The sequence below is a fragment of the Leifsonia sp. PARNA 1/14 genome (genome assembly GCF_055720965.1).
Genome location: NZ_JBVQSP010000003.1, coordinates 383,874 through 396,234 on the forward strand (window position 1 = coordinate 383,874; position 12,361 = coordinate 396,234).

Below are 12,361 nucleotides of genomic sequence, written 5' to 3' on the forward strand. Positions count from 1 at the left end.
GGAGGCGTCTTCTCGCTCTACGAGGGCGTGGAGAAGCTCACGCACCCCCACCCACTGGAGAACTGGTGGCTGCCGCTGCAGGTGCTGTTCATCGCGATCGGCCTGGAGTCGTTCTCGCTCCGCACCGCCGTCCACGAGTCGAACCCCCTCCGCAAGGGGATGTCGTGGCCGCAGTTCATCCGCCGCGCCAAGGCGCCCGAACTGCCGGTGGTGCTGCTGGAGGACGTCGCAGCCCTCACCGGCCTCGTCTTCGCGCTCATCGGCGTCGGCCTCACCATCATCACCGGCAACGGCGTCTGGGACGGCGTCGGGACCGTCCTGATCGGCCTCCTCCTCGTCGCGGTGGCGATCATCCTCGGCATCGAGACCAAGAGCCTCCTCGTCGGCGAGGGCGCATCCGACTCCGATGTGGCGGCCATCGAGCGCGCGATCCTCGCGGGCGACGAAGCCGAGCGGATCATCCACATGCGCACGCTCTACCTCGGTCCCGACGAGTTGCTCGTCGGCGCGAAGCTCGCCCTCGCCGGCAGCCTGCCGCTGGCGGAGGTCGCCGCCGCGATCGACACGATCGAGGGCCGCATCCGCGAGGCGGTTCCGGTCGCGCGCGTGATCTACATCGAGCCCGACGTCTGGGTCGACCCGAACGAGCAGCATCCCGCCACCGACACCATCGTCATCAAAGGACTCGAGTGACCCGCACCGCCCTGATCCTGCAGCACGACCCGTCCATCCACCTCGGCAACATCGGCCCCGTCCTCACCGAGCACGGGTACGACCTCCGCATCGTGGATGTCACCTCCGAGGACGTCACCGCGATCGACCCGACGGAGGCTGACCTCGTGGTGGTGCTCGGCGGTGAGATGGGCGCTTACCAGACCGAGCAGTACCCGTTCCTCGCGGCCGAGCAGACGCTGCTGCGGTCGCGGCTCGACGCCGAGCGCCCGACGCTCGGCGTGTGCCTCGGCGCGCAGCTGATGGCCGGCGCCCTCGGCGAGCGCGTCTTCAAGGGCGACACCACCCAGATCGGTTTCCGCCGGGTGGAGCCAACTGAGGCGGGCACCGCCTCGCCGATCCGGCACTTCGCGGGCGTCCCCGTGGTGGAGTGGCACGGCGACACGTTCGAGCTGCCGGAGCGCGCCACCCTGCTGGCCGAGTCGAGCGACTACTCGAACGAAGCGTTCGCGATCGGCGACTTCGCGCTCGCGGTGCAGTTCCACCCCGAGGTCACGGACGAGATGCACGAGCAGTGGGTGTCGGACGGATACAACGAGCTCGACGAGCACGCGATCGACCCGGACGCCCTCCGCGAGGATCGCGGGCTCTATTCGGCGCGGATGCAGGAGGCCTCCCGAGCGGCGTTCTCGGAGTGGCTGGAGGCCCTCCCGGCCTGATCCGGCCCGCAGTCGTCAGCGCTTCGCGCGGAAGAAGTCGAGCAGCAGGTCGGCGCACTCCTCGGCGAGCACGCCCGGGTACACCGAGACCTGGTGGTTGAGCCGACGGTCGCGCAGCACGTCGTAGACCGACCCTCCCGCGCCCGCCTTCTCGTCCCAGGCCCCGAACACGACCGTCTGCACGCGCGCGGCCAGCACGGCGCCGGCGCACATCACGCACGGCTCCAGCGTCACGACCAGCGTGCAGCCCTCGAGGTGCCAGTCGTCGCGGGAGGCCGCAGCGGCCCGCAGCGCGAGGATCTCGGCGTGCGCGGTCGGATCGCGATGGAGCTCGCGCTCGTTGCGGCCCGTGCCGATGACCTCGCCGCGCTCGTCGATCACGAGCGCCGCGACCGGCACGTCCCCGGTGTCGAAGGCGAGGCGCGCGTCGGCGACGGCGCGGCGCATCCACTCCTCGTAGTCGGCGGGAACGGGCAGGGTCACGGGACCTCCTCGGACGGGCCCGCTGCTGGGCGGGTTCGGCTAGCCTTGAGCCTATGCGAGTGCACGTAGCCGACCACCCCCTCATCACCCATAAGCTCTCCGTGCTCCGCAACAAGGACACCCCGTCGCCCGTGTTCCGCGCGCTGACGGAGGAGCTCGTCACCCTGCTCGCGTACGAGGCGACCCGTGCCGTGCGGGTCGAGCCGGTGCGGATCGAGACGCCGGTCACGACGACGACCGGCGTCACTCTGAGCCAGCCACGACCGCTGGTCGTGCCGATCCTGCGCGCGGGGCTCGGGATGCTGGAGGGCATGGTCCGGCTGATGCCGACCGCCGAAGTGGGGTTCCTCGGCATGGCGCGCAACGAGGAGACCCTCGAGCCGACCACCTACGCCGAGCGGCTCCCGATGGACCTCTCCGACCGGCAGTGCTTCGTGCTCGACCCGATGCTGGCCACGGGAGGCTCGCTGGGCGCCGCGATCGACTTCCTGTTCAAGCGCAACGCCGTCGATGTGACGGCCATCTGCATCCTCGCCGCGCCAGAGGGCCTGGAGGCGCTCGAGAAGGCGACGGAGGGCCGGGACGTGACCATCGTGCTCGGCGCCCTCGACGAGCGCCTCAACGAGAACGGATACATTGTGCCCGGTCTCGGCGACGCCGGGGACCGTCTGTACGGCACTGTGTAGAGCCTCCGAGAAGGCCCGCAACATTCCGTAACGATTTGACACCGCGAGTCACGAGACGGTTTACTTCTCAACATGACTGACAACTCGCGCACCCTGACCTCCTTCGAGGCCCTTGGGGATGCCGGCATGATGATGCCCGGCCGCGACTCGGTCATGTGTTGCCGAATGTGTCGCTAATCTGACGACCCTATCGCCGAGCGGTCGCCCTCCGACGCAGACGAGCGTCGACGCCGGGCACAGCTCCCCGGGTGCGCCACACGAACGCACCCGTGCATCAGTCCCTTTCTGAATCGGGACATCTCGTCATACCGGAAACCCTGACATCCGGCGCATCCTCGGCAGAGGCGCAGCCGCACTGGGGTCCGGGCGCATCATCATCACTGAAGGACTCCCCTCCCATGTCTCTCGCCACCGTCGACACCCTCCGCCCCTCCACCGCTCTCGCCGAGCAGGCCGCCACTCCCGCCCCCCGCCTCCGCGCCGTCCCCGAGGGGACCGAGGCCCGCGGCTTCGTCCTCTACGTCGGCATCGACGAGCTGAAAGCCGCCGCATCCGGCACCGACCTCGGCCGAATCGTGGAGGCGCTCAAGCAGCTGACCTCCGAGCTCGCCCCTGCCGCCGAGACCTACGCCGCCGTCGCCCTCGCCCCGGCCGGCGCCGGTGGCCGCGACGTCGACGTCGTGCGTCTCGCGCTGCAGGACCCGGCCGCGATCGCCAAGCACCGCCACACCGTGGTCCCGGACGAGGACGAGGACCGCGCCGCCTCCGGTGTCGTGGTCGACATCTCGCGCAAGCGTCTCATCCTCGACAACCAGACCGTGTCGCTCACCTACAAGGAGTTCGAGCTGCTGCAGTACCTCGTGCTGCGCGAAGGCCGCACCATCGAGCGCGCCGAGCTGATCTCGTCGCTCTGGTCGAGCGCCGATGAGGACGAGATCCCGAACGAGCGCACGATCGACGTTCACGTGCGGCGCCTGCGCGCCAAGCTCGGCCGGTACGAGGACATCGTGCGCACCGTGCGCGGCGTCGGCTACCGGTTCGACCGCCACGCGGATGTCTCCATCCGCCACGCGAGCGCACCTTCGCCCGACCTGTTCTGAGCACCGGAAACCGTCGAGAACGCGGGAAGTCCACGTTCTCGACGGTCACCGACCGTCAGGCCGAGCGCTGATAGACCCGGAAGGCACTGGTGGCGAGCGCGGCCATGATGACGGCGAGCGCCGCCAGCAGGCCGGCGTGACCCCACAGGCCAGCCCAGTCGGGATCGGAGCTCAGCGCCTCCCTGCCCACGATGACCGCCCACTCGAACGGATTGTAGGCGGCGACGTTCCGCACCCACTCCGGCGACAGCGTGGTGTTCATGATCGCCGAGCTGAGGAACATCAGCGGCAGCGTGATGAGCTGCGAGATGCCGATCAGCGCGGTCTGGTCGCGCGCCAGCAGCGCAACGGCGTTCGAGAACGAGCAGAACACCGCGGTGAGCAGCACCACGCCGAGCAGGAGCAACAGCATTCCGCCGAGCCCGCCGTCGAACCGGGCACCGGCCCAGAACGCGATGCCCACGACGATGAGCGACTGCACGACCGCCAGGATCGACTGATAGACCAGCGTCGACACGATCATGGCGCCCCGATTGGTGGGCGAGGTGAGGAACCGGTCCATCACGCCGCGATCCATGTCCTGGATGTAGACGGTGCCCGACCAGGCGCTGCCGAACAGCGCGAGCATCATCACGACGCCCGGCGTCAGGTACTCCAGGTAGCTCTGCCCGACGCCGAAGCCGGGGATCTCGATGACGGACTTGAAGAGCTGGCCGAACAGCAGAAGCCAGATGACCGGCTGCACCAGGTTCATCACGAGGAAGGCCGGCATCCGCAGGGCCCAGCGGAGCTGGCGCCCCGTGAGCAGCACCGTGTGCGTGAGGAAGGTCGGCCCGGACCGGCGGGCGGTGCGCGCAGGCGCGGTGGCGATGGCGGTCATGATGCGGTCTCCAGAACGTGCTCGGCGGACTCCTGGGCCCGCGTGAAGGTGCGGCCGGTGTGCCGCAGGTAGACGTCGTCGAGGCTGGGCCGGGCGACGGTGGCGGAGGCGACGGTCACGGCCGCGGCCTCCAGGGCGGCGAGCGCGACGGGGAGGGTCGCCGCGCCGTTGTCCGCACGCGCGCGGACGGTCCGGCCGTCGCCGCCGACCTCGCGGAGGGCGTCGACACGCTCGAGCGCCGTCAGTGCCGCGAACGGGTCGGCGTCGGGCGCCAGCTCGACGATCACGGCGTCGCCTCGGAGGCCGTTCTTCAGCTCCTCCGGGGTCCCTCCGGCCACGATGCGGCCGTGGTCGACGATCGCCAGGCGATCCGCCAGCCGGTCGGCCTCGTCGAGATAGTGCGTGGTGAGCAGCACCGTGAGGTTCTCGGCGGCGGTCATCCGCTCGAGCTCCGCCCACAATTCCGCGCGCGCCTCCGGGTCGAGGCCGGTGGTCGGCTCGTCGAGGAAGAGCACCTGCGGGTGGTGCATGAGGCCGATGGCCACGTCGAGCTTGCGGGCCATCCCGCCCGAGTAGGTCTTCACCGGGCGCTTGGCGTGCTCGGTCAGGCCGAAGCGGTCGAGGAGCTCGGCCGCACGCGCCCGGGCGCTCCGCCCGCCCATTCCCTGGAGCTGCCCCGCGAGCACGAGGTTCTCGGCCCCGGTGTCGTTGGGGTCGGAGACCGGCTTCTGCGCGACGAAGCCGATGGCGCGCCGCACCCGGCCCGGGCTCTTGGCGACGTCGATGCCGGCGACGAACGCCGAACCGGAGTCGGCGCGCGCGAGCGTCGACAGGATCTTCATGGTGGTCGACTTGCCGGCTCCGTTGGGGCCGAGCAGTCCGAAGACGGTGCCGGTGACGACCTCGAAGCCGAGGTCGTCGACGGCGCGGATGGCGGGCTTGCCCCGGCCTCCGCTGTAGGACTTGACGAGGTGCTCGGCGACGAGGGCCGAGCCGTTCTGCGATGCCACGGGTGGCTTCCTTTCATCTCGGTCAGCCACCGCGCGGGCATATCATGGACATGCCCTCGGTGACTGTTGACGCAGGTTCCGTGAGGAACGATCGAAGGTGTGGATGGCCGGAGAGTTGCCGCTCTCCGGCCATCGTTCTGTATGTTCAGGTGCCCAGCAGGTCGGCCACCTCCTGTCCGAAGTCGCCTGCCGCGATCCGTTCCCGGATCTCGGCCATGTCGTAGCCCTGGCCGAACAGCTCCCAGAGCCGCTCCCACCAGTCGATGCCGCCGAGCGTGCGCTCGCGGATGCGGGCAGCCAGATCGGCGACGAACGCCCGTTCGGCCTCCATCATCGCGACCCGGTAGGTCGACTCGATCATGAAGAGCTCGGGGAGCGGGTAGGCGAGCGCCTGCTCGTGGACGCGGTGGCGCTCGGCGAGGTCGGCGTCGAGAAGGTCGCGTCGGCGCTCCAGCAGCTCGGCGGCGACCTGCGGGGCGAGCAGCGGGAGCAGGGAGAGCCCGGTCTCGATGGCCGGATACTCCTTGACCGGGAACGTGATGAGTTCGCGCATCCAGTCGTCGGCCTCGGTGCGACCGGCGTCGGTGATCTCATAGACGACGCGCTCGGGCCGGTTGCCCTCGCGCTCCGTCTGCGCGACCTGGATGAAGCCGTGCTTCTCGAGGGACTTGATCACCGCATAGAGGGAGCCGAAGTTGAGCCGGATGCTGTCTTCTTTGCCGCGCTCGCGCATCGTCGTCGTCATCTCGTAGGGATACATCGGCTTCTCCCACAGGCAGGCCAGGACGGCCAGTGCCAGCGGGTTGGACACCGCGCGCTTCGCCATTACTCACCTCCGAATACTTTACTTAGAGTATTCGCCTTGGAGTGGGTGAGTCAAGCACCGTTCTGCCGGGCGAGATGCCGGCGCAGAGAGGCGACGATCCCGTCGACCTCATCGAGCTGTTGCGGAGAGAGGGCGTCGACGAACAGCTCCTTGACCGCGCGCAGGTGCGGGACCGACGCCGTGCGGAGCAACTCCGCACCCTCGGCGGTCGCAGTGACGTCGACGCCATGCGGGTCGTCGGCGCACGCGACGCGGGCGATCAGGCCGCGCCGTTCCATGCGCCCGAGGTGGTGCGACAGCCTGCTGCGCTCCCACTCGATCGCGGCGGCGAGCTCGGCCGAACGCAGCGTGCGCCGGGGCGCCTCGCTCAACGCCAGGAGCACCTGGTAGTCGTTGGAGGTCAGCGCGGAGTCGCTCTGCAGCCGCGCTCCCAGCCGATTGCGCATGAACTCGGCCGTCTCGATGTAGTCCCGCCAGACCCGCAACTGGTCCACGGTCGGTGTGGTGCGGTGTCGATCCTGGGCCACGGCTCCTCCTCGGGAATTGACGCGTCAATACTAGCGTTTGATGAGATTGACACGTCAATCCATATTCCGACAGGAAGAGACCATGAACGACTTCAGCACCCTCGAGTTCGGCATCGACACGTTCGGCGACCTCCCCCGGGACGACCACGGCGCCGTCACCTCCTACGGCGAGGCGATCCGCGCCACGGTTGCGGAGGCCGTCCTCGCCGACGACGTCGGCGTCGATGCGATCGCCATCGGCGAGCACCACCGACCCGAGTTCGCGATCTCGTCCCCCGAGACGGTGCTGGCCGGCATCGCGTCGGTGACGGACCGGATCCGACTCGGCTCCGGCGTCACCGTGCTCTCGTCGGACGACCCGGTCCGGGTGTTCCAGCGGTTCGCGACCGTCGACGCGCTCTCGAACGGGCGAGCGGAGGTGATCCTCGGGCGCGGCTCCTTCACGGAGTCGTTCCCGCTGTTCGGCTACGATCTCGCGGATTACGAACTGCTCTTCGACGAGAAGATCGACCTGTTCCACGCCCTCCTCGACGAGAAGCCGGTCACCTGGGAGGGCACGACCCGCGCGGCCCTGCACGAGGCCGACGTCTTCCCGAAGACCGACTCGGGCCGGCTGCGGACGTGGGTCGGCGTCGGCGGCACCCCGCAGTCGGTGCTGCGCACCGCGCACTACGGGTTCCGGCTGATGCTCGCCATCATCGGGGGCGCGCCGTCGCGGTTCGCGCCTTACGTGGACCTGTATCGCCGAGCCTCTGAACAGTTCGGCACGACCGCTCTCCCGGTCGGGATGCACTCGCCCGGCTTCATCGCGGCGACCGACGAGGAGGCCAAGGAGCTGTTCTACAGCGGCTACAAGGAGATCCGCGACCGGATCGGCGCCCTGCGCGGCTGGCCGCCCCTCCAGCGCCGCGAGTTCGAGGCGGAGGTCGAGCACGGCTCCCTGTACGTGGGGTCGCCGGACACGGTGGCGCGCAAGATGGCCGACGCCATCCGCACGCTCGATGTCGGCCGGTTCGACCTGATCTACACGGCCGGCGGAGCTCTGGCGGCCAGCGCCCGACTCCGCGCGGTCGAACTGTTCGGCACGCAGGTGATCCCGCGGGTCCGCGACCTTCTCGCCGACGCCCCCGAGCGCTCGGCGGCGACCGGCGAGGCGTTCCGCCGATGACGGGCACGGAGGTGCGTGACGGACGCATCAGAACGGTCGCCGTCCTCGGTGCGGGCAAGGTAGGCACCGTTCTCGCCCGCCTCGCCGTGGCGGCGGGGTACGACGTGCTCGTAGCCGGCTCCGGCGATCCGGCGCGGATCGCGCTGACCGTGGAGGTGCTGGTGCCTGGCGCGGTCGCCGTGCGCCCCGAGGAGGCCGCCCGCCGAGCCGACGTCGTCATCCTCGCCCTCCCACTCGGCAAGTACCGCACGATCCCCGCCGAAGAGCTCACGGGCACGCTCGTGATCGACGCGATGAACTACTGGTGGGAGACCGACGGGATCCGCGACGATTTCGACGACCCGGGCACCTCCACCAGCGAGATCGTGCAGCGCTTCCTCTCCGGCTCGCACGTCGTGAAGGCCTTCAACCACATGGGGTATCACGACCTGGAAGAGGAGGCCCGGCCGGCCGGCGCAGCGGGACGCAAGGCGATCGCCGTCGCGGGAGACCGGGACGACGACATCGCAGAGGCGGCAGACCTGGTCGACAGACTCGGCTTCGATCCGGTCGCCCTCCCGGGGCCGCTCGCGTCAGGGCGCGTCCTCCAGCCGGGCTTCCCCGTGTTCGGGGCCGACGTCACGGCGGACGAGCTGCGGGCCCTTCTCGACCTGCGAGACCCGAAAACCGCGCATAGCGAATTCGCAGCAAAAATAACGACTTGATAACTAGCACCCGTTACCTCTTCGTTATATAGTTCAAGAGCAATGGTTGTTTGCTGTGGCAGCCATCGCGGAATGTGATTGCAGGACACTCTTGGTGCAAGGGAGAGGGCCGGCCGCTAGCCTCTGCGGCCGGCCCTCAATCTTTTAACCACCCGCGTTAACCCGTGGTGGCACGGATGGCACTGTCGGCGCATGATGAGAAGATGCGAATGCATTGACTCGAACATGCGGAGGGGGTTCCCATGAGCATCGGCGCGACCACCACAGGGCCGGTCAAGCGCACCCGGACGAGCGCGGTCACGGCCTGGGAATCACTGTTCCGCGCCCAGGTGGCGGTCATGCGGACCCTCGCCGCGGAGTTCCCCACCCGCGACATCTCGTTCAACGAGTACGACGTGCTCTTCAACCTCTCCCGGCAGCCCGACCGGTCACTGCGGCTGCGCGACCTCAACAAGGAGGTGCTGCTCACCCAGCCGAGCGTGAGCAGGCTGATCGACCGGCTGGTCGCGCGCGGGCTGGTGGCCAAGTGCCCGGAACCCAACGACGCCCGCGGCACCGTGATCCGGCTGACCGACACGGGGTTCGAGATGTTCCGCCGGGTCGCGGTCGACCACATGAAGTCGATCACCGAGCGCGTGGGCGACCGGCTCGACCCCGAGGAGCTCGAGACTCTGGCTGCACTGTGCGACAAGCTTCGCGGCGTCGAGTGATCTTCCTCCTCCACCGGTTGGAATCTGAGTAGATTCTCCACAACCGGGGCTGTCCCTCGGAGAGGCCAGAGAGCGGCCGCGTATCATTGCGCACATGACGGCAGAGCGACGCAGAGGATGGAAGTGGGCGCCCGCGCTGATCGGATTCGTGGCGCTGAGCGCGGTCGCCGGAATCCTCGCCGCGGCAGCCGTCACGCCGGCGGTGGCGCTCACCGGGTCGGCCGCCGACTCGACGATCAGCGTCTTCGACGGACTCCCCGAGTACATCAAGGTGGAGCCGCTGGCGCAGGCGTCGACGATGTACGCCACGTCCAACGGCCAGCCCGTGCCGATCGCCTCGTTCTACTCGCAGAACCGCATCGAGGTCGGCTGGGACGCCATCTCGCAGAACCTCAAAGACGCCGCGATCGCCACCGAGGACCCACGGTTCTACGAGCACGGCGGTGTGGATGTCACGGGCACGCTGCGCGGTGCGGTGCTGACCGCGCTGCACAAGTCGGTGCAGGGTGGCTCGTCGATCACGCAGCAGTACGTCAAGAACATCCTCGTGCAGCGGTGCGAGAACAAGCAGCCCGACCCGACCGCAGCCGAAGCCGTCCAGAAGAAGCAGTACGCGGCCTACCAGTCGTGCTATAACGACGCCACCGAGGTCGACCCCGTGCGCAAGCTCAAAGAGATGCGCTACGCGATCGGGCTCGAGAAGGAGTACTCGAAGAACGACATCCTGCAGAGCTACCTGAACATCGCCCTGTTCGGCGGTCGTGTCTACGGCGTGCAGTCCGCCGCCGAGTACTACTTCGGGGTGTCCGCGAAAGACATCAGCCTCCCGCAGGCCGCGACCCTCGTCGCGATCCTCAACAACCCCGACAACCTGCGGATCGACCAGCCGGCGAGCAAGGACAACGGCGCAGCGAACGGATACGCGCAGACGCTCGCGCGCCGCAACTATGTGCTCGACCGCATGCTCGTGAACGGCAAGATCACCAAAGAAGAGCACGATGCTGCCGTCGCCACCAAGGTCGAGCCCAAGATCACGGCGATGCAGAACGGCTGCATGACGGCGCAGCAGTACAACGCGGCGTTCTTCTGCGACTACGTCGAGCGCACGATCGAGCAGGACCCGAGCTTCGGCAAGACCGATGACGAGCGGTCGAGCTTCCTGACCCGCGGCGGTCTCAAGATCTACACGACCCTGAACCTCGACCTCCAGAACCAGGCCCAGCAGGCTGTGTCGGCCTACATCCCGCCGAGCAGCCCGAACCTCGACCTGGGCTCCTCGAACGTCTCGGTGGAGGTCGGCACCGGCCGGGTCGTCACGATGGTGCAGAACAGGCCGTACGACAATACGGCGGCCCCCGCCCCGGGCAGCACGTCGGTCAACTACAACACCGACTACAAGGACGGCGGTTCGGAGGGCTTCCAGACCGGTTCGTCGTACAAGGCCTTCGACCTGCTCGAATGGCTGCAGGAGGGGCATTCGCTCTTCGAGTCGGTCAACGGAACCCAGCACCTGTTCCCGCAGAGCGCGTTCCACGAGAGCGACCCCTGCCAGGACATCGGCGGCGCGCCGTGGCCGGTCGCCAACGACGAGGGCGAGTCGGTCACCTCGACCACCGTGATGAACGCGACCGCGGCCTCCATCAACTCGATCTTCGCGATGATGGCGACCAAGCTCGACCTCTGCGGCATCAAGGAGCGCGCACAGGACCTGCTGGTGCACGGAGCGGACGAGGCGGCGAACCCCTACCGGGCGAACCCGTCGTCGGTGCTCGGCACGAACTACATCTCTCCGATCACGATGGCCACGGCGTACGCGGGCATCGCCAACAACGGCAAGGCCTGCAGCCCGATCGCGATCGACAAGATCCTGAACTCCGACGGCTCCGAGCACGCCGTGCCCAAGACGCAGTGCTCGACGACCCCGATCGATCCGGGCGTCGCGGCCGCCGCCATCTACGCCCTGCAGGGGGTGCTCCGCGGAGGCGGCACGGCGGCCTCCGCCAACCCGGGCGACGGCGTGCCGATCTTCGGCAAGACCGGCACGACCGACAACTCCGTCGAGAACTGGCTGGTGACCTCCACGACGAAGGTCGCGCAGGCGACCTGGGTCGGCAACGTGTCCGGAGGGGTCGCCCTGCGCAGTCAGAGCTTCCAGGGCATCGGCGGCGGAAACGTGAAGTTCTCGATCGCCAAACGCATCCTGACCTCGCTCGATGCCGCGTACGGAGGCTCGGCCTTCCCGGCTCCGCCGGCCAAGTACCTGAACGCGCCCGCCGCGCCGAAGCCGACGACGCCGACCACGCCGGGAAAGCCCGCACAGCCGGCCCCGGGCCAGGGCGGAAACCAGGGTGGAGGCAACGGGGGCGGAGGCAATCAGGGTCCGAACCCGCCGGGCAAGAAGCCCTGATCAGCGCTCAGCCACCTGTTTGACGCCGCGGAGCATCGTCTCCCAGTTCTGCTGTGAGTGCTGCGCGGCCTCCACCGTGGGGTTGTTGTCCTGGTCGAGCGTCACGTGCGTGCCCGTCGGTGTCTCCTCCAGCTCGAAGTGGAGGGTGTGGTAGTTCTCGGGCAGGTCCGGCTGGCCGCTCAGCGGGCTGAAGTGCGTGAGCACGATGCGCCACGGCTCCTCGCGGTCATCGAGCTCGATCACGCGACCGTGGTCCTCGAAGGTCTTGCCCTCCCACTCGCCGCGCCAGACGATGCGCGAGCCGAGCCTCCAGTCGGAGATCACCTCGGCTCCCATCAGAATCTCCGGGTGCGCGCCGCTCGAGGTGAGCACCGTCCAGACCGCACGGCGCGGAGCGCTCACGTCTACCTCGGCCCTCGCGACGTAGTTGCCCATTGCGCCTCCCGGTCCGTCATCGCCACCAGTTCGC

Annotated in this window: 14 protein-coding genes; 8 read left to right on the top strand and 6 right to left on the bottom strand. The window is 68.7% G+C overall.

The window, feature by feature from the left end; translation table 11 throughout:
• Together AC0HS0_RS11375 and AC0HS0_RS11380 are read left to right on the top strand one after the other, a co-directional pair.
• On the top strand, positions 1-693 hold a 693-nt coding region (locus AC0HS0_RS11375; RefSeq protein ID WP_472964101.1), incomplete at its 5' end, for a cation diffusion facilitator family transporter.
• On the top strand, positions 690-1,391 hold the full coding sequence (locus AC0HS0_RS11380) for a glutamine amidotransferase-related protein (RefSeq protein WP_472964102.1): 702 nt from the start codon (positions 690-692) through the stop codon (positions 1,389-1,391). The genes AC0HS0_RS11375 and AC0HS0_RS11380, both read left to right, overlap by 4 nt.
• Positions 1,392-1,406: 15 nt before the next feature.
• Here AC0HS0_RS11380 and tadA read toward each other — a convergent pair whose 3' ends face one another.
• Complete coding sequence (gene tadA / locus AC0HS0_RS11385; RefSeq protein WP_472964103.1) at positions 1,407-1,874, bottom strand: tRNA adenosine(34) deaminase TadA; 468 nt, start codon at positions 1,872-1,874, stop codon at positions 1,407-1,409.
• Positions 1,875-1,927: 53 nt separating this feature from the next.
• Between tadA and upp the strand changes: the two genes are divergently transcribed.
• Together upp and AC0HS0_RS11395 are read left to right on the top strand one after the other, a co-directional pair.
• Complete coding sequence (upp, locus tag AC0HS0_RS11390) at positions 1,928-2,560, top strand: uracil phosphoribosyltransferase (protein WP_472964105.1); 633 nt, start codon at positions 1,928-1,930, stop codon at positions 2,558-2,560.
• A 398-nt stretch (positions 2,561-2,958) separates the two neighbouring features.
• Positions 2,959-3,660: a winged helix-turn-helix domain-containing protein gene (locus tag AC0HS0_RS11395; protein ID WP_472964107.1), complete on the top strand. Its 702-nt coding sequence runs from the start codon at positions 2,959-2,961 to the stop codon at positions 3,658-3,660.
• A gap of 55 nt (positions 3,661-3,715) precedes the next feature.
• Here AC0HS0_RS11395 and AC0HS0_RS11400 read toward each other — a convergent pair whose 3' ends face one another.
• The 4 genes from AC0HS0_RS11400 to AC0HS0_RS11415 form a co-directional block, all read right to left on the bottom strand.
• Complete coding sequence (locus AC0HS0_RS11400; RefSeq protein ID WP_472964108.1) at positions 3,716-4,540, bottom strand: ABC transporter permease; 825 nt, start codon at positions 4,538-4,540, stop codon at positions 3,716-3,718.
• Positions 4,537-5,550 (bottom strand): ABC transporter ATP-binding protein, encoded by a 1,014-nt coding sequence (locus tag AC0HS0_RS11405; protein ID WP_472964109.1) that lies wholly within the window; start codon positions 5,548-5,550, stop codon positions 4,537-4,539. The genes AC0HS0_RS11400 and AC0HS0_RS11405 overlap by 4 nt, the downstream gene beginning before the upstream one ends.
• A gap of 145 nt (positions 5,551-5,695) precedes the next feature.
• Complete coding sequence (locus AC0HS0_RS11410) at positions 5,696-6,376, bottom strand: PadR family transcriptional regulator (protein ID WP_472964110.1); 681 nt, start codon at positions 6,374-6,376, stop codon at positions 5,696-5,698.
• Positions 6,377-6,426: 50 nt separating this feature from the next.
• Positions 6,427-6,903 (bottom strand): MarR family winged helix-turn-helix transcriptional regulator, encoded by a 477-nt coding sequence (locus AC0HS0_RS11415; RefSeq protein ID WP_472964112.1) that lies wholly within the window; start codon positions 6,901-6,903, stop codon positions 6,427-6,429.
• Between the two features lie 82 nt (positions 6,904-6,985).
• Here AC0HS0_RS11415 and AC0HS0_RS11420 point away from each other — a divergent pair, with 82 nt between their 5' ends.
• The 4 genes from AC0HS0_RS11420 to AC0HS0_RS11435 all read left to right on the top strand — a co-directional run bounded on the left by AC0HS0_RS11420 (position 6,986) and on the right by AC0HS0_RS11435 (position 11,892).
• A complete protein-coding gene (locus AC0HS0_RS11420) occupies positions 6,986-8,071 on the top strand; it encodes an LLM class flavin-dependent oxidoreductase (RefSeq protein ID WP_472964113.1) in 1,086 nt (361 codons plus the stop codon).
• On the top strand, positions 8,068-8,775 hold the full coding sequence (locus AC0HS0_RS11425) for an NADPH-dependent F420 reductase (protein WP_472964115.1): 708 nt from the start codon (positions 8,068-8,070) through the stop codon (positions 8,773-8,775). The genes AC0HS0_RS11420 and AC0HS0_RS11425 overlap by 4 nt, the downstream gene beginning before the upstream one ends.
• A gap of 242 nt (positions 8,776-9,017) precedes the next feature.
• Positions 9,018-9,485 (top strand): MarR family winged helix-turn-helix transcriptional regulator, encoded by a 468-nt coding sequence (locus AC0HS0_RS11430; RefSeq protein ID WP_472964116.1) that lies wholly within the window; start codon positions 9,018-9,020, stop codon positions 9,483-9,485.
• Between the two features lie 94 nt (positions 9,486-9,579).
• Positions 9,580-11,892, top strand: coding sequence for a transglycosylase domain-containing protein (locus AC0HS0_RS11435; protein ID WP_472964118.1), 2,313 nt, complete (start codon positions 9,580-9,582; stop codon positions 11,890-11,892).
• On the opposite strand, the gene AC0HS0_RS11440 is transcribed toward AC0HS0_RS11435, so the two are convergent.
• Positions 11,893-12,294, bottom strand: a complete 402-nt coding sequence (locus AC0HS0_RS11440) for an SRPBCC family protein (RefSeq protein WP_472964120.1) — start codon at positions 12,292-12,294, stop codon at positions 11,893-11,895. It lies immediately after the preceding gene.
• Positions 12,295-12,361 lie beyond the last annotated feature (67 nt).